This is a genomic window from Paenirhodobacter huangdaonensis, assembly GCF_004022465.1.
GTDB lineage: Bacteria > Pseudomonadota > Alphaproteobacteria > Rhodobacterales > Rhodobacteraceae > Rhodobacter > Rhodobacter huangdaonensis.
In genome coordinates, this window is record NZ_SAVA01000009.1 from 26,639 (window position 1) to 50,730 (window position 24,092).

The 24,092-nt window shown below is 66.7% G+C and carries 18 protein-coding genes; 9 read left to right on the top strand and 9 right to left on the bottom strand.

Annotated features, from left to right (window positions below; translation table 11 throughout):
- Positions 1 to 15 precede the first annotated feature (15 nt).
- From glgC to EOW66_RS14840, 4 genes are all read right to left on the bottom strand, one after another.
- Positions 16 to 1,287 carry a glucose-1-phosphate adenylyltransferase gene (gene glgC, locus EOW66_RS14825; protein ID WP_128157084.1) on the bottom strand — a complete coding sequence of 424 codons (1,272 nt, stop codon included), beginning with the start codon at positions 1,285 to 1,287 and terminating at the stop codon, positions 16 to 18.
- A 21-nt stretch (positions 1,288 to 1,308) separates the two neighbouring features.
- Entirely contained in the window at positions 1,309 to 3,468 is a 2,160-nt protein-coding gene (glgB, locus tag EOW66_RS14830; RefSeq protein ID WP_128157085.1) for a 1,4-alpha-glucan branching protein GlgB, read from the bottom strand.
- An 8-nt stretch (positions 3,469 to 3,476) separates the two neighbouring features.
- Complete coding sequence (locus tag EOW66_RS14835) at positions 3,477 to 5,873, bottom strand: glycogen/starch/alpha-glucan phosphorylase (protein ID WP_275402047.1); 2,397 nt, start codon at positions 5,871 to 5,873, stop codon at positions 3,477 to 3,479.
- A 197-nt stretch (positions 5,874 to 6,070) separates the two neighbouring features.
- Positions 6,071 to 7,126 carry a sensor histidine kinase gene (locus EOW66_RS14840; protein WP_128157086.1) on the bottom strand — a complete coding sequence of 352 codons (1,056 nt, stop codon included), beginning with the start codon at positions 7,124 to 7,126 and terminating at the stop codon, positions 6,071 to 6,073.
- Between the two features lie 248 nt (positions 7,127 to 7,374).
- On the opposite strand from EOW66_RS14840, the gene EOW66_RS14845 reads away from it, so the two are divergent.
- A complete protein-coding gene (locus EOW66_RS14845) occupies positions 7,375 to 7,689 on the top strand; it encodes a hypothetical protein (protein ID WP_113900245.1) in 315 nt (104 codons plus the stop codon).
- Positions 7,690 to 7,691: 2 nt separating this feature from the next.
- On the opposite strand, the gene EOW66_RS14850 is transcribed toward EOW66_RS14845, so the two are convergent.
- The 3 genes from EOW66_RS14850 to EOW66_RS14860 are packed head-to-tail and all read right to left on the bottom strand — an operon-like array spanning position 7,692 to position 9,769.
- On the bottom strand, positions 7,692 to 8,213 hold the full coding sequence (locus tag EOW66_RS14850) for a gamma carbonic anhydrase family protein (RefSeq protein WP_128157087.1): 522 nt from the start codon (positions 8,211 to 8,213) through the stop codon (positions 7,692 to 7,694).
- Entirely contained in the window at positions 8,210 to 8,851 is a 642-nt protein-coding gene (gmk, locus tag EOW66_RS14855; RefSeq protein WP_128157088.1) for a guanylate kinase, read from the bottom strand. Before gmk ends, EOW66_RS14850 begins: the two co-directional genes overlap by 4 nt.
- A 3-nt stretch (positions 8,852 to 8,854) precedes the next feature.
- Positions 8,855 to 9,769 (bottom strand): YicC/YloC family endoribonuclease, encoded by a 915-nt coding sequence (locus EOW66_RS14860; protein WP_239017602.1) that lies wholly within the window; start codon positions 9,767 to 9,769, stop codon positions 8,855 to 8,857.
- 163 nt (positions 9,770 to 9,932) lie between these two features.
- On the opposite strand from EOW66_RS14860, the gene EOW66_RS14865 reads away from it, so the two are divergent.
- Entirely contained in the window at positions 9,933 to 10,658 is a 726-nt protein-coding gene (locus EOW66_RS14865; protein ID WP_128157089.1) for a PAS domain-containing protein, read from the top strand.
- Positions 10,659 to 10,741: 83 nt separating this feature from the next.
- Here the strand turns inward: EOW66_RS14865 and EOW66_RS14870 are convergent, their stop codons facing one another.
- Entirely contained in the window at positions 10,742 to 12,112 is a 1,371-nt protein-coding gene (locus EOW66_RS14870) for a class II 3-deoxy-7-phosphoheptulonate synthase (protein WP_128157090.1), read from the bottom strand.
- A gap of 178 nt (positions 12,113 to 12,290) precedes the next feature.
- Between EOW66_RS14870 and EOW66_RS14875 the strand changes: the two genes are divergently transcribed.
- From EOW66_RS14875 to guaA, 7 genes are all read left to right on the top strand, one after another.
- Positions 12,291 to 13,397: a GlxA family transcriptional regulator gene (locus tag EOW66_RS14875; RefSeq protein ID WP_128157091.1), complete on the top strand. Its 1,107-nt coding sequence runs from the start codon at positions 12,291 to 12,293 to the stop codon at positions 13,395 to 13,397.
- A gap of 155 nt (positions 13,398 to 13,552) precedes the next feature.
- Positions 13,553 to 14,737, top strand: a complete 1,185-nt coding sequence (locus EOW66_RS14880) for an ABC transporter substrate-binding protein (RefSeq protein ID WP_128157092.1) — start codon at positions 13,553 to 13,555, stop codon at positions 14,735 to 14,737.
- A 109-nt stretch (positions 14,738 to 14,846) separates the two neighbouring features.
- Positions 14,847 to 15,635, top strand: coding sequence for an ABC transporter ATP-binding protein (locus tag EOW66_RS14885; RefSeq protein WP_128157093.1), 789 nt, complete (start codon positions 14,847 to 14,849; stop codon positions 15,633 to 15,635).
- A gap of 52 nt (positions 15,636 to 15,687) precedes the next feature.
- Positions 15,688 to 16,392, top strand: coding sequence for an ABC transporter ATP-binding protein (locus tag EOW66_RS14890; protein ID WP_128157094.1), 705 nt, complete (start codon positions 15,688 to 15,690; stop codon positions 16,390 to 16,392).
- 1 nt (position 16,393) lies between these two features.
- Positions 16,394 to 17,401: a branched-chain amino acid ABC transporter permease gene (locus EOW66_RS14895; RefSeq protein ID WP_128157095.1), complete on the top strand. Its 1,008-nt coding sequence runs from the start codon at positions 16,394 to 16,396 to the stop codon at positions 17,399 to 17,401.
- Positions 17,398 to 18,726 carry a branched-chain amino acid ABC transporter permease gene (locus EOW66_RS14900; protein WP_128157096.1) on the top strand — a complete coding sequence of 443 codons (1,329 nt, stop codon included), beginning with the start codon at positions 17,398 to 17,400 and terminating at the stop codon, positions 18,724 to 18,726. Before EOW66_RS14895 ends, EOW66_RS14900 begins: the two co-directional genes overlap by 4 nt.
- Positions 18,727 to 18,874: 148 nt before the next feature.
- Positions 18,875 to 20,431 (top strand): glutamine-hydrolyzing GMP synthase, encoded by a 1,557-nt coding sequence (guaA, locus tag EOW66_RS14905; protein WP_128157097.1) that lies wholly within the window; start codon positions 18,875 to 18,877, stop codon positions 20,429 to 20,431.
- A 206-nt stretch (positions 20,432 to 20,637) separates the two neighbouring features.
- Here guaA and mfd read toward each other — a convergent pair whose 3' ends face one another.
- Positions 20,638 to 24,072 (bottom strand): transcription-repair coupling factor, encoded by a 3,435-nt coding sequence (gene mfd, locus EOW66_RS14910; protein ID WP_128157098.1) that lies wholly within the window; start codon positions 24,070 to 24,072, stop codon positions 20,638 to 20,640.
- Positions 24,073 to 24,092: the final 20 nt, after the last annotated feature.

Below are 24,092 nucleotides of genomic sequence, written 5' to 3' on the forward strand. Positions count from 1 at the left end.
AGGTCGCCGCCGGTCTTACGCGAGCGTGGCCGCCCGACGGTCCAGCATCGCCTGGGTGATCAGCACGACCCCGCCCTCGGTGACGCGGAACCATTTCGCGTCCTCGTCCGGATCCTCGCCGACGATCAGGCCTTCGGGGATCTGCACGCCGCGGTCGATGACGCAGCGGCTGAGTTCCGCCTTGCGGCCGATATCGGCATAGGGCAGCGCCACGACGTGATCGAGGCTCGACCAGCTGTGCGCCCGACAGCCGGTGAAAAGCAGCGAGTTGCGCACCTCGGAGCCCGAGACGATGCAGTCGCCCGAGACCAGCGAGCTGACCGCCGAGCCGCGCCGGCCGTCCTCGTCATGGATGAACTTCGCCGGCGGCACCAGCTCGGCATAGGTCCAGATCGGCCATTCGTTGTCGTAAAGGTCGAGCTTCGGGGTGAATTCGGTGAGGTCGATATTCGCCTGCCAGAACGCATCGACGGTGCCGACGTCGCGCCAGTAGGGTTCGGTCTCGAGCCCGGTCTTGACGCAGCTTTCCGAGAAGCGATGCGCCATCGCCTTGCCGTTCTTCACGATCTGCGGGATCAGGTCGTGGCCGAAATCATGGCTCGAATTCGGGTCCTCGCTGTCGCGGATCAGAAGGTCGCGCAGGAACGCCCAGTCGAAGACATAGATCCCCATCGAGGCGAGCGTATGCGTCGGATCGCCCGGCATCCCCGGCGGGTCCTTCGGCTTCTCGAGAAAGTCCGTCACCCGGCCGCGTGCATCGACCGCCATGCAGCCGAAGGCCGAGGCCTCGGTGCGCGGCACGGTCAGGCAGCCGATGGTCACATCGGCGCCGGTCTCGACATGCTGGCGCAGCATGATCTCGTAATCCATCTTGTAGACGTGGTCGCCCGCCAGGATCACGACATACTTGACCTTGTAATCCTCGATGATGTCGATGTTCTGCGCCACCGCATCGGCGGTGCCCATGTACCACTTGCTCTCGCTCACCCGCTGCGAGGCGGGCAGGATGTCGAGATATTCGTTGCGCTCGGCGCGGAAGAAGTTCCAGCCGCGCTGCATGTGACGGATCAGGCTGTGGGCCTTGTATTGCGTGGCGATCGCCATCTTGCGGATGCCCGAGTTCAGCGCGTTCGACAGCGCGAAGTCGATGATCCGGGTCTTGCCGCCGAAATAGACGGCGGGCTTGGCGCGGCGGTCGGTCAGTTCCTTGAGCCGCGAGCCGCGGCCACCGGCCAGGATGAAGGCCATGGCCTGCGACGAGAGTCTCTGATTGGGCTGCATGTTCATTTCCCCCTCCTTCTTCTCGCGTCAGTCCGGCGTGAACATCACCACCGCCAGAGGCGGCAGGTAAATTTCAGCGCTGAACTCCTTGCGCATCCATGGAATTTCATCCGCAACGATCTCTCCGAGATTGCCCCAGTTGGCGCCGCCGTAATGGCCGCTCTCGGTGTTCAGGATCTCGCGCCAGCTGCCGGCGCAGGTCAGGCCGATGCGCGTCGTGCGCTCGACCGGCGTCAGGTTGGCGGCGATGACCACCGGGCGCTGCCCCGGCGCGCTGCGCTCGAAGACGTAAAGCGAATGCTCGGCATCGTCGGCCTCGATCCAGCTGAAGCCGCGCGGGTCGCAATCGCCCCAGTGCAGCGCCGGTGTCTCGCGGTAGATCCGGTTCAGGTCGCGCACCAGATTGCGCATCCCGGCATGCAGCGGCGCGTCGAGCAGCGCCCAATCGAGCGCGGCGCCGCTGTCCCATTCCTGCCACTGGGCAAATTCCTGCCCCATGAACAGCAGCTTCTTGCCCGGGTGTGCCCATTGGAAGGCATAGAAGGCGCGCAGATTGGCGAATTTCTCGGCGGCAGTGCCCGGCATCTTGCCGATCATCGAGCCCTTGCCGTGCACGACCTCGTCATGGCTGATCGGAAGGATGAAGTTTTCGCTGTAAGTATATGAACTTGCGAAGGTCAGCTCGTTGTGATGCCAGCGGCGATGGATCGGATCACGGCTGAAATAGCGCAGCGTGTCATTCATCCAGCCCATGTTCCACTTATAGCCGAAACCGAGCCCGCCGCGGTGCACCGGGCTTGTCACCCCGGGAAAGGCGGTGCTCTCCTCGGCCACGGTCATGATCCCCGGCGACTTGCCATAGGCGAGTGTGTTCACCTGTTTCAGGAACTCGATCGCCTCGAGATTCTCCCGCCCGCCATAGCGGTTCGGCACCCATTCGCCCTCGGAGCGGGAATAGTCGCGGTAGAGCATCGAGGCCACGGCATCCACGCGCAGCCCGTCGAGGTGGTACTGCTCGAGCCAGAACAGCGCGTTCGCCTCGAGATAGTTCGCCACCTCGCGCCGGCCGAAGTTGTAGATCAGCGTGTTCCAGTCGCGGTGGAAGCCTTCCTTCGGATCGGCATGTTCGTAAAGCGGGGTGCCGTCGAAGCGCCGCAGCCCGTGGTCATCGGTGGGGAAATGGCCCGGCACCCAGTCGAGGATGACGCCAAGCCCGCGCTGGTGCGCCGCATCGACGAAGGCGGCGAATTCCTCGGGCCGGCCGTGGCGGATGGTGGGCGCATAGAGACCGATCGGCTGATAGCCCCAGCTGCCGTCGAACGGGTGCTCGGTGATCGGCAGCAGCTCGACATGGGTGAACCCAAGATCTGCAACGTAATCAAGAAGCTGCGAGGAAAGCTCGTAGTAGCTGAGCGGGCGTCCGGCCTCTTCCCACACGCGCCGCCACGAGCCCAGATGCACCTCGTAGATCGACACCGGCGCATGCACGTCTTGGGTGTCCGCGCGGCGGTTCATCCACAGCCCGTCGCCCCAGGGATGCAGGTCCAGCTCGCGCACCATCGAGGAGGTCGCCGGCGGATGCTCGGCGCCGAAGCCGACCGGATCGGCCTTCGTCGGCAGCAGCTTGCCCTCGGCGCCGAGGATCTCGTATTTGTAGATGTCGCCCGGCACCAGCCCGGGAAGGAAGATCTCCCACACCCCGCTTGCGCCGCGCTGCCGCATCTGGTGGCGCCGCCCGTCCCAGTTGTTGAAGTTGCCGACCACCGAGACGCGCTGCGCATTCGGCGCCCAGACGGCGAAATGCACGCCGCGATGGCCCTCATGCGTCATCACATGCGCGCCGAGCACCTCCCACAGCCGGTGATGCGTGCCCTCGCCGATCAGGTATTCGTCGATCGAGCCGAGCACGGGAGACAGCCGATAGGGATCCTCGAAATCCCAGGTCGCCTGCGCGTTCTGCGCCCGCAGCCGGTAGAGCGGTTCGTTCCACTTGCCACAGAAAAGCCCCGGCAGGACCTGTTCGAGCTCGACCTCCGTCGCCCCCACCGCCCAGAGCCGCTGCGCATCCGGCACGAGGGCCACGATCCTGTTGCCTTTTGCTGTCCGGTGCAGCCCCAATATGGAAAACGGATCACTGTGCCGGCCTTCGACCAGCGCCTCGGCTTCGGATCTGTCAATCAAGCTCATGCAATTCCTCAGAGGGCGGACTCAGTCCCCCAGATATCGGTCATGTAACCACGAATGGCTCGGTCAGAGGAGAAGAAACCCATGCGCGCGGTGTTCATAGCCGCCATGCGCCACCATTTATCCGGCTCGGCAAAGGTCTTGTCGACCTCGGCCTGAGATTCACGGTAGGCCTCGAAATCCGAGGCCACAAGGAAATAGTCAGAGTGCCACATATTGTGGACGAGGCCGTGATAGCGGGTCGGCTCGTCGGGGCTGAAACGGCCCTCGGCGATCATCTGCAAGACGTCCTGCAGCGTCTGGCTCTCGAGGATGGCGTGGCGGGCATGCTCGGGGTCCTCGCGGTGCTTCATCACCTCCTGCGCGGTCAGGCCGAACAGGAAGAAATTCTCCGGCCCGACCTGCTCGCGGATCTCGACATTCGCGCCATCGAGCGTGCCGATGGTCAGCGCGCCGTTCAGCGCGAATTTCATGTTGCCGGTGCCCGAGGCTTCCTTGCCCGCGGTCGAGATCTGCTCGGAGAGGTCCGAGGCGGGGATCAGCCGTTCCGCCATCGAGACGTTGTAATTCGGCGGGTAGATGATCTTCAGCCGGCCATCGACATAGGGGTCGTCGTTCACCACGGCCGCCACGTCATTGATCAGGCGGATGATTTCCTTCGCCGCCTGATAGCCCGGCGCGGCCTTGCCGCCAAAGATCTTCACCCGCGGCTGCCAGTTGGCGGTCGGATCGTTGCGGATCTCGTGCCATTGCGCGATCGTCTGCAGGATGTTCAGCAGCTGGCGCTTGTATTCATGGATGCGCTTGATCTGCACGTCGAAGATCGCATCGGGGTCGACCTTCACCCCCTGGGTCTGCGCGATCCAGTTCGACAGCGCTTCCTTGTTGACCCGTTTCGCCGCCGCAAAGGCGTCGCGGAAGCCCTTGTCCTCGATCGAGAGTTCCAGCTCGCGCAGGCGGTCGAGATCGGCCTCCCAGCCCTCGCCGATCGTGTCGCTGATCAGATGCGACAGCGCCGGGTTCGCCATCCGCAGCCAGCGCCGCGGGGTGACTCCATTCGTTTCGTTCACGATCCGGTCGGGGTGCAGCTTGTGCAGCTCGGGGAAGAGGTTCTGCTTCACCAGCTCGGTGTGCAGCGCCGAGACGCCGTTCACCTTATGCGCGGTGACGAAGGCGAGCTCGCCCATCCGCACCTCGTGATGCTTCACGATGCCGACGTAATGCGGCCGCGAGGGGTTGGTGCGCAGGTGCCAGGCGTCGATCTGCTCGATGATCTGCATGTGCCGCGGCAGCACCGAGCCCATCAGATAGGTCGCCCAGCGTTCGAGCGCCTCGGGCAGCAGCGTGTGGTTGGTATAGCCCAGACACTCGATCGCCGTCGCAATCGCATCGTCGAAGGGCATGTCGTAAAGATCGGTCAGGATCCGCACCAGCTCCGGCCCGGCAATCGCCGGGTGGGTGTCGTTCATCTGGATCGCCACATGCTTCGCCAGATCGGCCAGCTTGTAGCCCCCCGCCAGATGCCGGCGGATGATGTCATGCAGCGCCGCGCCGGTCAGGAAATACTCCTGCTTCAGCCGCAGCTCCTTGCCCTGATAGGTGGTGTCGTCGGGGTAAAGCACGCGGCTGAGCGTGCGGGCAAGCGTCTCGGGTTCGGCCGCGGCGGTGTAATCGCCATGGTTGAAGCGCGCGAGGTCAAAGAGCGTCGTGGGCTTGGCCGACCACAGCCGCAGCGTGTTCGCCCATTTGCCCTGCCAGCCGATCACCGGCATGTCGAAGGCCTCGGCGATCACCGTCTCGGCCGGCACCCAGACGGTCTTGCCGTTGCGGGTCTCGACGCCGCCCTTGAAGCCGATCTCATAGGCCGCCTCGGGGCGCTCGAATTCCCAGGGGTGGCGCTGCTTCAGCCAGTCCTCGGGGGTTTCGACCTGCTGCCCGCCCTCGAAGCGCTGACGGAACAACCCGTGCTCGTAGCGGATGCCATAGCCATAGCCCGGGCAGCCGAGCGTCGCCATGCTTTCCATGTAGCATGCCGCCAGACGGCCCAGCCCGCCATTGCCGAGCGCCGCATCCGGCTCGTCCTCGACCACCGCGCGCCAGTCCTGCCCGAGGCTCTCGATCGCCTCGCGGCAGGCCGCGCGCATGCCGAGGTTGATCGCCGAATCCTCAAGCATGCGGCCGATCAGGAATTCCATCGACAGGTAGTAGACGCGCTTGTGCCCCTGTTCCCAGGTCTGCTTCGTCGCGGCGAACCACGGCTCGACGATCCGGTCACGGATCGCGAAGCTCAGCGCCATGCGCCAGTCGTAGACCGAGGCATGCCCCGCATCTTTGCCCATCGTATAGATCAGGTGGCGCAGGATTTCTTCCCGCAGGGTCTCGACGGTGGGGGCGATAACATCTTTCACGATCACACCTTTCGCGCACGTTGTTAACCCCTTGATGGGATGCGGGCGGCACGCCGTCAAGCCGGACAGAAAGGCAGTCCCCACCTGTGGCCCGGCGGTTTCGGCTTTGCCCGTTTCTGCGGCACTCGACCAGAGGATCGTAAAGAATTCATGGCAGGGCGCGGGGTTGGGCCGGAATCTGCCGCTCGCGCTGGCGTTCAGCTTGCCGGCAGGATCACGCTGAACCGGCTGCCCTTGCCCTTCTCGCTTTCGATCTTCAGCCGGCCGCGATGGCGGGCGACGATGTGCTTCACGATCGCGAGACCAAGCCCGGTGCCGCCCTGTTCGCGCGAGCGGTGGGTGTCGACGCGGTAGAACCGTTCGGTCAGGCGCGGCAGGTGGATCGACTCGATGCCCTCGCCCCTGTCGCTCACCTCGACCCGCAGCGCCGGGCCGCGCAGCACCGGCTCATGCGCGATGCGGGCGACATTGATCCGCACCTCGCCGCCCGAACCGCCGTATTTGATCGCATTCTCGATCAGGTTGGCGAAGATCTGGGTGAGCTGGTCGGGATCGCCCTTCACCCGCATCACGCCGTCCTCGCCCTCGCGGATCAGCGCGACGCCGCGCGCCTCGGCGAGCGGCTGCAAGGTCTGCTTTGCGCCTTTCAGCACCGCCGAGATATCGACATCCGAGGTCGGGCGGCGCCGCTCCTCGGCCTCGACCCGGCTCAGCGACAGCAGGTCGCCCACCAGCCGGTTCATCCGCCCCGCCTCGCGCTCCATGATCGCGAGGAAGCGGTCGCGCGCCACCGGGTCGTCCTTCGCCGCGCCGCGCAGGGTCTCGACAAAGCCCATCAATGCGGTCAGCGGCGTGCGCAGCTCGTGGCTGACATTGGCGACGAAATCGCGCCGCATCACCTCGGCCTCCTCGAGCGCGGTGACATCCTCGATCGCCACCACCGCGCCGCCCTGCGGCAGGCCGATCTCCTCGCCCGGCGGCAGCGGCGAGACGGTCGCCATCGCCACCATCTCGCGCCCGTTCGAGGAGATCCGCAGCCGCACCCGGCCGGGGCGGTCATCGTGCAGCGCCTCCTCGAGCGCCTGACCAAGCGCGGGCTGGCGCAGCACGGTGACGAAAGCGCGCCCCTCGATGTCGCGACCGAAGAGCAGGCGGGCCGCGGGATTGGCCGAAACGATCCTCTCCGCCCGATTAACCAGCAAAATCGGAAGCGGCAGGGCGTCGACCAGAGAGGCTGTCAAAAAATCGGGCATGTTTCGCTCCTTCTGCGCGCCGAAACCTTGACCAAAAACGCGCGGGAGTAAACCATGCGTCATTCTCTGGTTGCAGGCGAAGCGTCCCGGGGCAAAGCCTTCGTCTGCCAATCCATTTTCCAGCGCGCCCGGTGCCGGGCAGCGCGGTGTGACGGGACGTGATGATGCCTTCTTCGAAGGGCCCTTCCGCCGGCCGCCCCCGTTCCGGGGACGGACCCGATTCGCCTCCGCCGGGACGACGCATCCTGGTGGTGGAGCCGTCGCAGTCTCTGCCGCTCGCGCTGCGCGGCATATCGGGGGCCGCGATCACCATCGTGCCGCTTGCCGCGGTCGATGCGGCATTGCTCGCGCGGACCGTGCCAGACGTGGTGATCTCGCCGCTCCTCTGCCCCGAGCACGACATCCTCGACCTCGCGCGGCTGCTCGACGCGCTTGGCTATCGCGGCGCGCTGCGGGCCTATAGCGCGCCGCTGCCGAACCCGCGGCTGATCCTCGCCGAGGTGCGGCAGATCTGGCAGGGCGGCGATTTCGACATTCTCGAACTGCCGCCCGAGCTGGGCTGAGCTCAGCCGAGGGCGCGCAGGCCGCGGGCATAGCGCGCCGCATTGGCGCGGTAATGCGCGGCCGATTTCAGCAGCTTCTCCTGCGCCGCCTTGTCGAGCGTCCGCACCACCTTGCCCGGCGCGCCCATCACTAGGCTGAAATCCGGGATTTCCTTGCCCTCGGTGATCAGCGCGCCGGCGCCGATCAGGCAGCCGCGGCCGATCTTCGCGCCGTTGAGCACCGTCGCGCCCATGCCGATCAGGCTGCCCGCGCCGATGATGCAGCCATGCAGCATCGCCTTGTGGCCGATCGTGCAATCGGGCCCGATCACCAGCGGATAGCCGATGTCGGTGTGGCACACGACGTTTTCCTGAACGTTCGAACCGCGGCCGACGCGGATCTCCTCGTTGTCGCCGCGCAAGGTGCAGCCGAACCAGACCGAGGCCTCGTCCTCCAGCACCACCTTGCCGATCAGGTTCGCGTCCGGGGCGACCCAGGCACCCTGCCCCAGTTCCGGCCGAATGCCGTCAAGCTCATAGATCATCGCGCCTCAAACTCCCTGTTCAGCTCGCGCACGAAGTCGTTCAGCCAGGGCTGCCGGTCCGCCCGCGCGCGCTCGGCGGCGAGAATTTCGCGCAGCTCCCTCTCGGCCTGATCGGCATCGTGATTCACGATCACATAATCATATTCCGCCCAGTGGCTGATTTCATCGCGGCTTTTCGCCATCCGGGCCGCAATCACCTCGTCGCTGTCCTGTGCCCGCGTGCGCAGCCGCTTTTCCAGCTCGGCGATCGAGGGCGGCAGGATGAAGATCGAGATCACCTCCTTGCCGAGGCTCGAGCGGCGGATCTGCTGCCCGCCCTGCCAGTCGACGTCAAAGAGCGTGTCGCGCCCGGCCTTCATCGCCGCCTCGACCGGCGCCTTCGGCGTGCCGTAGAAATTGCCGAACACCTCGGCATGTTCGAGCATCTCGCCCGCCATCACCATCGCCTCGAAGTCGTGCTTGGTGCGGAAGTAGTATTCGATGCCGTCGGTCTCGCCCGGGCGCGGGGCGCGCGTCGTGGCCGAGACCGAGAATGTCAGCGTCGGGTCCCAGGTCATCAGCCGCTTCGCCAGCGTCGACTTCCCCGCGCCCGAGGGCGAGGAGAGGATAATCAGAAGGCCGCGCCGGGTCTGGGTCATGGCTCACTCCACGTTCTGGATCTGCTCGCGCATCTGGTCGATGACGGCCTTGAGGTCAAGCCCGATCGCGGTGAGCGCGGTCGAGCCCGACTTCGAGCACAGCGTGTTCGACTCGCGCACGAATTCCTGGGTGAGGAAATCGAGCTTGCGGCCGACGGGGCCCGCCTCGGCCAGCAGCGCGCGGGCGGCGCGGACATGGGCGCGCAGCCGGTCGACCTCCTCGGTGACATCGGCCTTCACCGCCAGCATCGCCAGCTCCTGCGCCACGCGCTGCGGATCGGCGCCCGGCGCGGTCTCGAGCACATGCGAAAGCGCCGCCTGCAACGCCGCCGCGGTCTCGGGCCGACGCGCCTCGGCGGCCTCGGCGGCGGCTTCGGTCAGCGCCGCGATGCGGTCGATCTGCGCCGCGATCACCGCGCCGATCTGCGCCCCCTCGGCCGCACGCATCGCGGCGAAATCGTCCAGAAGCGGCGCCAGATCGGCCACCAGCGCCGCGCGCAGCGCCGCCGGATCGGCGACCTCGGGGGCGCCCTGCTCGATCACGCCGCGCAGCGCCAGCAGGTCGGCCGCCCGTGTCGGGGCAAGGGCAAGGCCGCGCTCGCCCGCCGCCGCCTCGACCCGTGCAAGCGCCGTCAGCGCCGCCTGCAGCCCGGGCTCCGACAGCCGCAGCCCCTCGGCCCCCTCGCTGCGCGAAAGCCGCAGCGTCAGCGAGATGTTGCCACGCGCCGCCACCGCGGCCACCGCCGCCCGCACCGCCGCCTCGAGCCCCTCGACATCGGGCAGACGCGGGCGCAGATCAAAGCCCTTGCCATTGACCGAGCGGATCTCCCAGGCCCAGTCATGGCCCAGCCCGCCGCCCTGCCGCGCGGCAAAGCCGGTCATCGAGATCGTGCGCGGGCCGGATGCGATGTTAACCATTTAACACTTTCTTTCCCCTTTTTGCCCGGAAATGGCATATTAAGGTTTTGGTAAGGATTTCGCCTCCGGGGCCATTTGAAAGCCCATAACCGCAGAATGCACGAGGCATTGCAATGGATGGCGGCGGAGGCGGAACGCCTGTGCCGCAGGAACGGGTGATGCGATGGACCGTGATATCGACGACAAGGTGATCCACTTCGGGGCGCAGGCGGGGCTCGGCATGCAGGTTGCCTCGGAACTGCGCGCCTATTGGGAGGCGCTGCGCCGTGGCCGGCTGGTGCCGGCGCGCGCCGATGTCGATCCGCGCGGGATCGAGCGCGCCCTCGAATACGCCTTCATTCTCGAACGCGTCGCGCCGGGCATCGGCCGGTTCCGGCTTGCCGGCATGCACCTGAACGAGCTGATGGGGATGGAGGTGCGGGGCATGCCGCTGACCGCCCTGTTCACGCCGCAGGGCCGCAAGCATGTCACCGAGGCGCTTGAGGCGGTCTTCGGCGGTCCGGCGATCGCCGACCTGCGGCTGGCTTCGGAAAGCGGCCCCGGCCGGCCCCGGCTCGAGGCGCGGCTGCTGATCCTGCCGATGAAATCCGACCTTGGCGACATCACCCGCGCCCTTGGCTGCCTCGTTGCCGAGGGCGACGGTTTCGGCCGGCTGCCGCGCCGCTTCGATGTGATCGCGGCCCATGTCGAGCCGGTGATCGCCGGCGCGCCGACGCCCGGCCCCCTGCCGCTGCCGGTCCGCCCCGAGGAGATCGGCCTCGATGCCCCGGTCTTCGGCCACCGCCGGCCCGCCCTGCCCGAGTTCGACACGCCCCTGGCGGCCCGCCCGCTCTCCGACTGCTCGCCGGAAGAGCGTCGCGCGATGTTCCGCGTCATCAGCAACGCCTGAGACCGATCCCGCAGGATATGACGGGAACGGCCCGGAGCGATGCTCCGGGCCGCGGTCCTTGTGCCAGTCTGTCGCCGCCCTGCTCAGAGGCCCGAGGCCTTGCGCAGCGCGCGCCGGTCCTGCAGCTCCTCGGCGACGAGGAAGGCGAGTTCCAGCGCCTGCGAGGCATTCAGCCGCGGGTCGCAGGCGGTGTGGTAGCGGCTCGACAGATCCTCGTCCGAGACCGCACGCACGCCGCCGGTGCATTCGGTCACGTCGCGGCCGGTCATCTCGAAATGCACGCCGCCCGGGATCGTGCCCTCGGCCTTGTGCACGCCGAAGAACTCGCGCACCTCGCGCAGCACGGAATCGAAGGGCCGGGTCTTGAAGCCAGACGCCGCCTTGATCGTGTTGCCATGCATCGGGTCGCACGACCACAGCACGTTCGCACCTTCGGACTGCACCGCGCGGATCAGCCGCGGCAGATGCTCGCCGACCTTGCCGGCGCCAAAGCGCGCGATCAGCGTCAGCCGCCCGGGCTCGTTCTCCGGGTTCAGCTTCGCCATCAGCACCTTCAGATCGTCGGCCGTGGTCGAGGGGCCGCATTTCAGCCCGATCGGGTTCTGCACGCCACGGCAGAACTCGACATGCGCGCCGTCGGGCTGACGGGTGCGGTCGCCGATCCAGATCATGTGGCCCGAGCCGGCCAGCGGAATGCCCGTGGTGCTGTCGACACGGCACAGCGCCTCTTCATATTCCAGCAGCAGCGCCTCGTGCGAGGTGTAGAAATCGACCTTCGCGAGCTCATGCGCGGTGTCCGAGGTCACCCCGGCCGCGGTCATGAAGTCCATCGCATCGCCGATGCGCTCGGCCACCTCGCGATAGCGCGCGGCCTCGTCCTCGTCGGTGAAGCCGGCGATCCAGCTCTGCACCCGGTGGATGTCGGCATAGCCGCCGGTCGAGAAGGCGCGCAGCAGGTTCAGCGAGGCCGCGGCCTGGGTATAAGCCTGCAGCATCCGGTAGGGATCGGGCACGCGGGCCTCGGCGGTGAAGTCGAAGCCGTTGATGATGTCGCCGCGATAGCTCGGCAGCTCGACGCCGCCGATCGTCTCGGTCGCGGCCGAGCGCGGCTTGGCGAACTGCCCGGCCATGCGCCCGACCTTGATCACCGGCACCTTCGCGCCCCAGGTCAGCACGATCGCCATCTGCAGCATCACCTTGAAGGTGTCGCGGATGTTGTCGGCGGAGAATTCGGCAAAGCTCTCGGCGCAGTCCCCACCCTGCAGCAGGAACGCCTCGCCGCGCGCGGCCTTCGCCAGATCCGCCTTCAGCCGGCGCGCCTCGCCGGCGAAGACGAGCGGCGGCATCTTGGCGAGCTGCGTCTCGACCGCGCCAAGCGCCGCCGTGTCGGGATAGTCGGGCATCTGCACCCGCGGTTTCGCGCGCCAGCCGGACTTCGTCCACCCCTTGACCATCTTCTCCTCCAGGACTTTCACAGGTTGCGCGGTTATAAGGCAGGCGTTAGCGAGAACAAACCGGTTTTTCCGCAGGCGCGCGCGAAAATGACCTTCGCGCGGCATTGCTTCGATGCCCTCTTGCGAGACGCCCCGTTCCCTGCTTTCTGTGCATGAAACGACAAGGTCCCGGTCGCAAATGCGCATCCCATCCACGACACCCCGCACCCATTCCCGACCGGCCCCCTCGCACGGCATCCTGCGCCTGGCCACCGGCGGGCGCACGCGGCGCTTCATCTTCCTGCTGCTCGACCGCTTCACGCTGATGGCTTTTGCCAGTGCAATCGAGCCCTTGCGGCTGGCGAACCAGGTTTCCGGCGAGAAGCTCTATGACTGGAAGCTCGCCTCCGAGGACGGCGGCGACGTGACCTGTTCGAACGGCACGGTGATGCGCGCCGACATGGGGCTTGGCGAGGTCACCCGCGACGACACGGTGATGGTGTGCGGCGGCATCGACGTGGCCGAGGCGACGACGAAGCCGATCCTCGCCTGGCTGCGGCGCGAGGCGCGGCGCGGCGCGGCGGTGGGCGGCCTGTGCACCGGGGCCTGGGCGGTGGCGAAGGCCGGCCTGCTCGACGGCCGGCGCGCCACCATCCATTGGGAGAATCAGGACAGCTTCGCCGAGGATTTCGAGGAGGTGACGCTGTCGAAGGCGGTCTTCGTGATCGACGGCAACCGGCTGACGACCGCCGGTGGCACCGCCTCGGTCGACCTGATGCTGAAGATGATCGCGCTCGACCATGGCGAGGCGCTGGCCAATACCATCGCCGACCAGCTGATCTACAACTCGATCCGCACCGACCGCGACAGCCAGCGGCTGTCGATCCCGACCCGGATCGGCGTGCGCCACCCGAAGCTTGCGCAGGTGATCGCGCGGATGGAGATGAACATCGAGGAGCCGATCAGCCCGGCGCGCCTTGCGGCCGAGGTCGGCATGTCGACGCGCCAGCTCGAGCGGCTGTTCAGCCGCTACCTGAGCCGCTCGCCGAAGCGCTATTACATGGAAATCCGCCTGCAAAAGGCGCGCAACCTGTTGATGCAGACCGAGATGAGCGTGATCAATGTGGCGCTTGCCTGCGGCTTCACCTCGCCCTCGCATTTCTCGAAATGCTACCGCGCACAATACCAGACCACCCCCTATCGCGAACGCGGCGCCTCGGGCGTGCCATCGGCGACCAGCGTGATCGAGCTTGATGCCGACGAGTGCGACCTGACGGGAATCGACTTTCCGGAAGAAAAGTTCTGAGCCGCGCCGGCGATGCGCCGCGCCGTTGCGTCAACGCGCCCAATTCTTGCCCAGATGGTCGATTTTCGGCCAATCCGCCGCGGGCTGCCCTATTTTCTTTTGCCAAAGGCGGGACTAACGTTTCCGCAATCATGTTCTAACAGGGGAGTGAACAGATGAAGAAGCTGCTTCTGGCGACGGCTGCCGTCGCGCTGTGCGCGGGCGGCGCCTTCGCCGAGGACATCAAGATGGGGATCTCGATGGGCTTCACCGGGCCGCTGGAATCGATCGCGCCGCCGATCGCTGCCGGCGCCGAGCTGGCGATGAAGGAAGTTTCGGACTCGGGCAAGCTTCTGGGCGGCGACACCGTCACCCCGGTGCGCGGCGATTCCACCTGCGTCGATGCCGCCGCGGCCACCGCGACCGTCGAGCGGATGGTGACCTCGGAAGGCGTGAAGGGCATCGTCGGCGGCATGTGCTCGGGCGAGACCATCGCCTCGCTGACCAATGTCGCGGTGCCGAACGGCGTGGTGATGATCTCGCCCTCGGCGACCTCGCCGGCGCTCTCGACGATCGACGACAACGGCCTGTTCTTCCGCACCTCGCCCTCGGACGCGCGTCAGGGCGAAGTGATGACCGACATCATCCTCGAACACGGCATCAAGTCCGTGGCGGTGACCTATACCAACAACGACTACGGCAAGGGCCTGGCCGACAGCTTCGCCGAGGCGTTCAAGGCCAAGGGCGGCACCGTGACCATCGTCGCCGCGCATGAGGACGGCAAGGCCGACTATTCGGCCGAGGTCGGCGCGCTGGCGGCCGCGGGTGGCGATGCGCTCGTGGTGGCGGGCTATGTCGATCAGGGCGGTTCGGGCATCCTGCGCGGCGCGCTCGACACCGGCGCCTTCTCGACCTTCGTGCTGCCCGACGGCATGGTCGCGGCGACGCTCGAGAAGAACTTCGGCACCGAGCTCGACGGCTCGTTCGGTCAGATGCCGGCCTCGGAAGGCGAAGGCAAGGATGCGTTCATCGCGCTGGCCAAGACCGCGGGCTTCGACGGTTCGAGCATCTACTCGGCCGAGGCCTATGACGCGGCGGCGCTGATGCTGCTCGCCATGCAGGCGGCGAAGTCGACCGATCCGAAGGTCTACAAGGACAAGATCATGGACGTCGCCAACGCTCCGGGCGAGAAGATCATGCCCGGCGAGCTGGCGAAGGGCCTCGAGCTGCTGGCCGAAGGCAAGGACATCGACTATGTCGGCGCCACCTCGGTCGAGCTGATCGGTGCGGGGGAATCCGCGGGCACCTTCCGCGAGATCACCATCAAGGACGGCAAGATCGAGACCGTGAAATACCGCTGAGGCGGCACGGAGAACCTGGGGGCGGCCCGGAGCGATCCGGGCTGTTCCTTTTGAAACAAGGCCGAAAACGGCATTCTTCACGCAAAGAGTGAAGGTCACAGGGGACTGCATGATACGGGTCGAGAACCTGCACAAGCATTTCGGCGGCTTCCATGCCGTCGATGGCGCTTCGCTAGAGATCGCGACGGGCTCCATCACCGGGCTGATCGGCCCGAACGGGGCGGGAAAATCCACGCTGTTCAACGTCATCGCCGGGGTGCACAAGCCCACCTCCGGCACGGTGACGATGGATGGCGAGGACATCACCGGCCTGCCGCCGCACGAGTTGTTCCACAAGGGGCTGCTGCGCACCTTCCAGATCGCGCATGAATTCCCGACGATGACGGTGCGCGAGAACCTGATGATGGTTCCGGGCGGGCAGACCGGCGAGACGCTGTGGAACGCCTGGTTCCAGCGCGGCCGGATCGCCGAGGAAGAGGCGGCGCTTCTGAAGAAGGCCGACGAGGTTCTTGATTTCCTGACGATTTCCCATCTGAAGGACGAGCGTGCCGGAAACCTGTCTGGCGGCCAGAAGAAACTTCTGGAGCTTGGCCGCACGATGATGGTCGAGGCGAAGATCGTCTTTCTCGACGAGGTCGGCGCCGGCGTGAACCGCACGCTGCTGAACACCATCGGCGATGCCATCGTGCGGCTGAACCAGGAGCGCGGCTATACCTTCTGCGTGATCGAGCATGACATGGATTTCATCGGCCGGCTCTGCGACCCGGTGATCGTGATGGCCGAGGGCAAGGTTCTGGCCGAGGGCTCGCCGGACACGATCATGCAGAATGAGGCGGTGATCGAGGCCTATCTCGGGCGCGGGCTCAAGAACAAGGTCAAGGCGGGGGCCGTGCAATGATTGGATTTTTCCTGATCAAACAAGGCGTCATGGGATGTCCCGGAGGTGTCGCATGAGCTTCCTCGACGCTTCCAGCATGACCGGCGGCTATGGCGCCGCCGACATTCTTCACGATTGCACGCTGAAGGTCGAAAAGGGCCAGATCGCGGTGATCGTCGGCCCGAACGGCGCCGGCAAGTCGACCGCGATGAAGGCGGTCTTCGGCATGCTGCGGCTGCGCGCGGGCAAGGTGACACTCGATGGCGAGGACATCACCGGCCTGTCCCCGCAGGAGCGCGTGCGCAAGGGCATGGGCTTCGTGCCGCAGGTGAACAACGTCTTCCCGACGATGTCGGTCGAGGAAAACCTCGAGATGGGCGCCTTCATCCGCACCGACGATTTCCGCGACACGATGGAGCAGGTCTATGATCTCTTCCCGATCCTGCGCGAGAAACGGCACCAGAACGCCGGGGAACTCAGCGGCGGGCAGCGCCAGCAGGTCGCCGTCGGCCGCGCGCTGATGACGAAGCCGAAACTGCTGATGCTCGACGAACCCACCGCGGGCGTCTCGCCGATTGTCATGGACGAGCTTTTCGACCGCATCATCGAGGTCGCCCGCACCGGGATCTCGATCCTGATGGTCGAGCAGAACGCAAGGCAAGCGCTTGAAATTGCGGACATGGGCTATGTGCTCGTGCAGGGCGCGAACCGCTACACCGACACGGGCGCCGCCCTGATGGCCGACCCCGAGGTCCGCCGCACCTTCCTGGGGGGCTGAGATGGACATCCTCAACGCGCTGGTCGCGATCCTGAACTATGTCGTGGTGCCCGCCACCGCCTATGGCGCGCAGCTTGCGCTTGGCGCGCTTGGCGTGACGCTGATCTACGGCATCCTGCGGTTCTCGAACTTCGCCCATGGCGACACCATGGCCTTCGGCACCGCGATCACCATCCTCGTCACCTGGGCGCTGCAGGCGGCGGGCCTCAGCTTCGGTCCGCTGCCGACGGCGCTGATCGCCCTGCCCTTCGGCATCGCCGCGACGGCGCTTCTGGTGCTCGGCACCGACCGCATCGTCTATGCCTATTACCGCAAGGTGCGCGCGGCGCCGGTGGTGCTGACCATGGTCTCGGTCGGCGTGATGTTCGTGATGAACGGCCTCACCCGCGTGCTGATCGGGGTCGACGAGATCAAGTTCACCGATGGCGCACGCTTCCTGATCTCGGCGCAGGAGTTCAAGAAGGCCACCGGCCTTGCCGAACCGCTCGCCATCCGCACCACCCAGGCGATCACCGTCATCACCGCGGCGATCGTGGTGGCAGCGCTGTTCTGGTTCCTCGCAAGGACCCGTGCCGGCAAGTCGATGCGCGCGTTTTCCGACAACGAGGATATGGCGCTTCTGTCGGGGATCAACCCGAACCGCGTCGTCGCGATGACCTGGATCATCGCCGCGGCGCTCGCCACGATCGCCGGCACGCTCTATGGCCTCGACAAAAGCTTCAAGGCCTTCAATTACTTCCAGTTGCTGCTGCCGGTCTTTGCCGCGGCCATCGTCGGGGGGCTGGGCAATCCGCTCGGGGCCATCGCCGGCGGCTTCATCATCGCCTATTCCGAGGTGGCGGTGACCTATGCCTGGAAGAAGGTCGCGATCTATCTGATCCCCGGCTACCAGTCCGACAACCTGCTGCAGCTGTTGTCGACCGAATACAAGTTCGCCGTGAGCTTCACGATCCTGATCATCGTGCTGCTGTTCAAGCCCACCGGCCTTTTCAAGGGGAAATCGGTATGAGCACCCGTCAACCTGGCGCCGCCCGGGGCGGCAAGCTGCGCGCACCGCTGCTCTTTGCCGCGATGGCGGCGCTGCTCCTCATCGAGGCCTTCACCACCGGCTGGAACGGCGCGCTGGGGATCGTCAACATGGGGCTGATCTCGGCGATCCTCGCGCTCGGCGTGAACATGCAATGGGGCTATGCCGGGCTCTTCAACACCGGTGTCGTCGGTTTCATCGCGCTTGGCGGGCTCGGCCCGGTGCTGGTGTCGATGAAACCGACGCCGGGCGCCTTTTCCGCGGGCGGCTGGGGCATCCTGCTCGCCTTCGCGATCGCGCTCGTCACGATCATGGCCGCGGTCTGGCTGAACCGGCATCTGACGCGGATGAAGGGGCTTGCGATCCTTGCCGTGCTGATCGCGGGCTTCTTCCTCTACCGCGCCATCTTCGACCCGGCCGTCGCCGCGATCCAGGCGATCAACCCGGCCTCCGCGGGCTATCTGGGCGGGCTCGGCCTGCCGACGCTGCTGTCCTGGCCTCTGGGCGCGCTGCTTGCCGCCGGCGCCGCTTGGGTGGTCGGCAAGACAGCCCTCGGTCTGCGCTCGGATTACCTCGCCGTCGCCACCCTCGGCATCGGCGAGATCATCGTCGCGGTGCTGAAGAACGAGGAATGGCTCGACCGCGGTGTGCTGAACGTGACCGGCATCCCGCGCCCCTGGCCCGTGCCCTACGAGGTCGATCTGCAGGCCGACCCGGGCTTTCTCGAGCGCGCCGCGGCCTTCGGCCTCGACCCGGTCACCGCCTCGACGATCTCCGTCAAGCTGCTCTACGGCGCGCTTTTCGCCGCGGTGCTGCTGGTGCTGATCTGGGCGCTGCAGCTGGCGCTCAACTCGCCCTGGGGCCGGATGATGCGCGCCATCCGCGACAACGAGGTCGCCGCCGAGGCCATGGGCAAGAACGTCACCGGCCGCCATCTGCAGATCTTCATCCTCGGCTGCGCGGTGATCGGGCTCGCCGGCGCGATGATGATCTCGCTCGACGGGCAGATGACGCCGTCGTCCTACAACCCGCTGCGCTACACCTTCCTGATCTGGGTGATGGTGATCGTCGGCGGGTCCGGCAACAACTGGGGCTCGGTGCTCGGCGGGATGCTGATCTGGTTCGTCTGGATCAAGGCCGAGGTCTGGGGGCCGCAGATCATGCATGTCGTCACCGCGACGCTTGCGGACGGGCCGCTGAAACAGCATCTCGTCGATTCGGCACCGCATATGCGGCTGGTGATGATGGGGCTGATCCTGCTCCTCGTGCTGCGCTTCAGCCCGCGCGGCCTGCTTCCCGAGAAATGACGAAAGGGGCCTTCGGGCCCCTTTTCGCTGCCCGGAACGCGGCGCGCCGCAGCCCCCCTCCCTTCATCTTGCCACAAATACCTCGGGGGTGCGGGGGCGGCGCCCCCGCGCTCTTGCTTTTGGCGAAATCCCCCCCTATTCCCTCGCCATGACCCAGCATCAGCGCCTCCTCATCATCGACTTCGGCTCCCAGGTCACGCAGCTGATTGCGCGCCGCCTGCGCGAGCTCAACGTCTATTGCGAAATCCATCCCTATCAGAAGGTCACCGACGCCTTTCTGACCGATTTCGCCCCCCAGGCAATCATCTTCTCGGGTGGCCCGGACAGCGTCACCCGCGAGGGCTCTCCGCGTCCGCCGAAATCGGCCTTCACCCTCGGCGTGCCGATCCTCGGGATCTGCTACGGCCAGCAGGTGATGATGCAGGAGCTCGGCGGCCTCGTCGAATCCGGCCATGGCACCGCCGAGTTCGGCCGCGCCTATGTCACCCCGACCGCGCGCGCGCTGCCGCTGCTCGAGGGCTGGTTCGAGGACGGCCGTGAGCAGGTCTGGATGAGCCACGGCGACCATGTCAGCCGCATCGCCCCGGGCTTCGAGGTCTATGGCACCTCGCCCGGCGCGCCCTTCGCGATCACCGCCGATCCGGCGCGTCACTTCTACGCCGTGCAGTTCCACCCCGAGGTGCACCACACCCCGAAGGGCGCGAAGCTCTACGAGAACTTCGTGCGGCTTGCGGGCTTCACCGGCGACTGGACGATGGCGGGCTATCGCGAACAGGCGATCGCCAAGATCCGCGAACAGGTCGGCGACAAGAAGGTGATCTGCGGCCTCTCGGGCGGCGTCGACAGCTCGGTTGCGGCGGTGCTGATCCACGAGGCGATCGGCGACAACCTGACCTGCGTCTTCGTCGACCACGGCCTGCTGCGCAAGGGCGAGGCCGAGGAAGTGGTCACCATGTTCCGCGACCACTACAACATGCGGCTGATCGCGGCCGACGAGAGCGCGCTCTTCCTCGGCGCGCTCGAGGGCGTGTCGGACCCGGAAGTGAAGCGCAAGACGATCGGCCGGCTCTTCATCGACGTGTTCCAGAACTACGCGAACCAGATCGAGGGCGCCGAGTTCCTCGCCCAGGGCACGCTCTACCCCGACGTGATCGAGAGCGTGTCGTTCTCGGGCGGCCCCTCGGTGACGATCAAGTCGCACCACAATGTGGGCGGCCTGCCGGAGAAGATGGGGTTGAAGCTGGTCGAGCCGCTGCGCGAGCTGTTCAAGGACGAGGTCCGCGCCCTTGGCCGCGAGCTCGGCCTGCCGGCGAAATTCATCGGCCGCCATCCTTTCCCGGGCCCGGGTCTGGCGATCCGCTGCCCCGGCGAGATCACCCGCGAGAAACTCGCGATCCTGCGCGAGGCCGATGCCGTCTACATCGACCAGATCCGCAAGCACGGTCTTTACGACGAGATCTGGCAGGCCTTCGTCGCGATCCTGCCGGTCCGCACCGTGGGCGTGATGGGCGACGGGCGCACCTATGACTATGCCTGCGCGCTGCGCGCGGTGACCTCGGTCGACGGCATGACGGCGGATTACTACCCCTTCTCCCACGAGTTCCTCGGCGAGACCGCGACGCGGATCATCAACGAGGTCAAGGGCATCAACCGCGTGACCTATGACATCACCTCGAAGCCCCCGGGCACGATCGAGTGGGAATGATCCGCGCGAGAGCGTGACAGGATGCGGCCCCTCCGGGGGCCGTTTTCCTTTTCGGCGGGTGGCAAAGAACGGGGGGCGCTGCCCCCCTCGGCCTGCGGCCTCACCCCCCGGGATATTTGGCGCGATTGGAAGCGGAAGCGGCGTTCGCGTCCCGATCGCGGTCAAGTCCCGGGCGCGGTCAAATCCCGGGAGGGATGGTCCCGGGCTCAGGCCTTTGCAGCCTTCTTCGCCTCGATCACCTTTTCGGCCAGGTCCCTGGCGATGGCGAAGGCGCCCTTGATCCGCTCGGCGTCCGAGGTCCAGTCGCGCTGCACCACCACCTTGTTGCCGCTGATCTTCGCCGTGCCCTTCTGGCCTTGCAGGAAGTCGACGAGACCCGCCGGGTTCGGGAAGCTGTCGCGGTGGAACTGCACCGTCGCGCCCTTCGGCCCCGCGTCCATCTTCGCGATATAGGCGCGCTTCGCCATCGCCTTGATCCGCACCACCAGCAGCAGGGTGTTCACCTCGCGCGGAAGCTCCCCGAAGCGGTCGATCAGCTCGGCGGCAAAGCCCTCGAGCTCGACCTTCGTCGTCAGCCCCGAGAGCCGGCGATAAAGGCCGAGCCGGACGTCGAGATCGGGGATGAAGCTTTCGGGGATCATCACCGGCACGCCGAGGTTGATCTGCGGCGACCATTCGCCGTCGCCCTCGGCCTCGGTCAGCTCGCCCGATTTCAGCCGCGCGATGGTTTCCTCGAGCATCGCCTGATAGAGCTCGTAGCCGACTTCCCTGATATGGCCCGACTGTTCTTCGCCCAGAAGGTTGCCGGCGCCGCGCAGGTCGAGATCCTGGCTTGCCAAGGTGAAGCCCGCGCCGAGATTGTCGAGCGAGCCCAGAAGCCGCAGCCGCTTCACCGCCTGCGGCGTCAGCGGCAGGCGCGGCTTCGTCGTCAGGTAGCAATAGGCGCGCAGCTTCGAGCGCCCGACCCGGCCGCGGATCTGGTAGAGCTGGGCCAGGCCGAACATGTCGGCACGGTGGATGATCATCGTGTTCGCGGTCGGGATGTCGAGGCCGCTCTCGACGATGGTCGTCGCCAGAAGCACGTCATACTTGCCGTCGTAGAAGGCGTTCATCCGCGCGTCGAGCTCGCCCGCCGCCATCTGGCCATGTGCGGTGATGAAGCTGACCTCGGGCACATGGGTGCGCAGGAACTCCTCGACCTCGGGCAGGTCGGTGATCCGCGGCACGACATAGAAGCTCTGGCCGCCGCGGAAGCGCTCGCGCAGGAGCGCCTCGCGCACGGTGACCGCGTCGAACTCGCTGACATAGGTGCGGATCGCCAGACGGTCGACCGGCGGCGTGCCGATCACGCTGAGGTCGCGCACGCCGGTCAGGCTGAGCTGCAGCGTGCGCGGAATCGGCGTTGCGGTGAGGGTGAGCACATGGATTTCCGAGCGCATCTCCTTCAGGCGTTCCTTGTGGTTCACGCCGAAATGCTGCTCCTCGTCGATCACCAGCAGGCCGAGGGTGCGGAATTTCACCGCCTTGGCCAGCACCGCATGGGTGCCGATGACGATATCGACGGTGCCGTCGGCCAGCCCCTCGCGGGTTTTCGCGGCGTCTTTCGCCGAGACGAAACGGCTGAGCGGGCGGACCTCGAGTGCGGTGCCGCGGAAGCGCTCGGCGAAGGTCTTGTAATGCTGGCGGGCAAGCAGCGTCGTCGGCGCGATCACCGCCACCTGCACGCCCGAGGCGGCGGCGATGAAGGCCGCGCGCATCGCCACCTCGGTCTTGCCGAAGCCCACATCGCCGACCACCAGCCGGTCCATCGGCCGGCCGGATTTCAGGTCCTCGACCACGTCGTCGATGGCGTTCAGCTGGTCCTCGGTCTCGCTGTAGGGGAAGCGCGCGGCGAAGGCCTCCCATTCGTGATGCGGCGCCTCGAGGATCGGCGCGTGGCGCAGCATCCGCTCCGCCGCGATCCGCATCAGCCGGTCGGCGATCTGCCGGATGCGTTCCTTCAGCCGGGCCTTCTTCGCCTGCCAGGCGCCGCCGCCGAGCTTGTCGAGAAGCCCGTCCTCGTGGCCATAGCGGCTGAGCAGCTCGATGTTGGTGACGGGCACGTAAAGCCGGTCGCCGCCCGCATATTCCAAAAGCACGCAGTCGAGCGGCGCGCCGAGCGCGGTGACGGTCTCGAGCCCCTTGTAGCGGCCGACGCCGTGATCGACATGCACGACCAGATCGCCCGGTGTCAGGCTTTGCGCCTCGGTCAGGAAATTCTCGGCCTTGCGCCGCTTCTTCGGCCGGCTGACGAGCCGGTCGCCGAGCACGTCCTGCTCGGAGATCACGGTCAGCCCCTCGGCCTCGAAGCCCGCGTCGAGCGTCCAGACCGCAAGGCCGAGGCCCGAGATCTCGCGCCCGTCGCGGATGAGCGTCGCGCCGCCGAGCCCCTCGTCCTCGAGAAGCCCCTTCAGACGCTCGCGCGCGCCCTCGGACCAGCTCGCCAGAACCACCGGCCCCTGTTGCAGCCGGTTTTCGATATGCCCTTTCAAGGCACCGAACAGGCTGACGTTCTCAAGCTGGCGCTCGGGCGAGAAATTGCGCCCGATGCGGGCGCCGGCGTTCAGGATGCCGGGTCCGGGCGGCGCCGGCAGCACCTGCAGCTGCAGCACCCGGTGCGCTGCCAGAACCGCCTTCCAGGCGGGTTCGTCGAGGTAAAGAAGCCCGGGCGGCGCCGGCTTGTAGACGGTGTCGACCCGGTCGCGCCGGGTCATCGCCTCGCGCCGCGTGTCGTATTGATCGGCGATCCCTTCCCAGCGTGAGATCCGGGCGGGCTCGACCTGGTCGTCGAGCATCACGCTTGCCTCGGGCAGATAGTCGAAGAGGGTCTCGAGCCGGTCGTGGAAGAAGCCGAGCCAATGCTCCATGCCGGCGTGCTTGCGCCCGGCCGAGACCGCTTCGTAAAGCGGATCGTCCGCGCCGCCCGCGCCGAACTCGACGCGGTAGTTCTGCCGGAAACGGGTGATCGAGGCCTCGTCGAGGATCACCTCGCTCACCGGGGCAAGCTCGACCGCCTTCAGCTTTTCGGTGGTGCGCTGGCTGACCGGATCGAAGCGGCGCGCGCCGTCGAGCACGTCGCCGAAGAGGTCGAGCCGCACCGGCCCCGCCTCGCCCGGCGGGTAGATGTCGATGATGCCGCCGCGCACCGCATAATCGCCGGGCTCCGACACGGTGGAAACCGGCGAAAAGCCCATCCGCACGAGGAAGGAACGCAGCTTTTCCTCGCGCACCGGGCCGCCGACGCGGGCGGTGAAGCTCGAGGCGGCGACAAGCGCGCGGGCGGGGATGCGCTGCATCGCGGCGTTGAGCGTGGTGAGCAGCACGAAGGGCCCGGGAACACCGGCGGCGAGTGCCGCAAGCGTTGCCATCCGCGCGGCCGAGATTTCGGGATTGGGCGAGACCCGGTCATAGGGCAGACAATCCCAGGCCGGGAAGGACAGCACCACCGCCTCGGGCGCGAAGAAGGCGAGCGCGGCACGCATCGCCTCGAGCCGGCGATCGTCGCGGGCGACATGGATCACCGGACGGCCGCGGGACAGCTCCTTCGCGACCAGCTTCGCATCATAGCCCTCGGGGGCACCGGACAGCAGAAAATGTTCCATGCTTCCGGAGGTATCCGCCC

Coding starts and splice junctions, on each gene's coding strand:
- mfd (WP_128157098.1), bottom strand. CDS start 24,072: ATGGAACATTTTCTGCTGTCCGGTGCCCCCGAGGGCTATGATGCGAAG.
- glgB (WP_128157085.1), bottom strand. CDS start 3,468: ATGAGCTTGATTGACAGATCCGAAGCCGAGGCGCTGGTCGAAGGCCGG.
- EOW66_RS14900 (WP_128157096.1), top strand. CDS start 17,398: ATGAGCACCCGTCAACCTGGCGCCGCCCGGGGCGGCAAGCTGCGCGCA.
- EOW66_RS14880 (WP_128157092.1), top strand. CDS start 13,553: ATGAAGAAGCTGCTTCTGGCGACGGCTGCCGTCGCGCTGTGCGCGGGC.
- EOW66_RS14860 (WP_239017602.1), bottom strand. CDS start 9,769: ATGGTTAACATCGCATCCGGCCCGCGCACGATCTCGATGACCGGCTTT.
- EOW66_RS14895 (WP_128157095.1), top strand. CDS start 16,394: ATGGACATCCTCAACGCGCTGGTCGCGATCCTGAACTATGTCGTGGTG.
- EOW66_RS14870 (WP_128157090.1), bottom strand. CDS start 12,112: ATGGTCAAGGGGTGGACGAAGTCCGGCTGGCGCGCGAAACCGCGGGTG.
- glgC (WP_128157084.1), bottom strand. CDS start 1,287: ATGAACATGCAGCCCAATCAGAGACTCTCGTCGCAGGCCATGGCCTTC.
- EOW66_RS14875 (WP_128157091.1), top strand. CDS start 12,291: ATGCGCATCCCATCCACGACACCCCGCACCCATTCCCGACCGGCCCCC.
- EOW66_RS14865 (WP_128157089.1), top strand. CDS start 9,933: ATGGACCGTGATATCGACGACAAGGTGATCCACTTCGGGGCGCAGGCG.
- EOW66_RS14840 (WP_128157086.1), bottom strand. CDS start 7,126: ATGCCCGATTTTTTGACAGCCTCTCTGGTCGACGCCCTGCCGCTTCCG.
- gmk (WP_128157088.1), bottom strand. CDS start 8,851: ATGACCCAGACCCGGCGCGGCCTTCTGATTATCCTCTCCTCGCCCTCG.
- EOW66_RS14885 (WP_128157093.1), top strand. CDS start 14,847: ATGATACGGGTCGAGAACCTGCACAAGCATTTCGGCGGCTTCCATGCC.
- guaA (WP_128157097.1), top strand. CDS start 18,875: ATGACCCAGCATCAGCGCCTCCTCATCATCGACTTCGGCTCCCAGGTC.
- EOW66_RS14850 (WP_128157087.1), bottom strand. CDS start 8,213: ATGATCTATGAGCTTGACGGCATTCGGCCGGAACTGGGGCAGGGTGCC.
- EOW66_RS14890 (WP_128157094.1), top strand. CDS start 15,688: ATGAGCTTCCTCGACGCTTCCAGCATGACCGGCGGCTATGGCGCCGCC.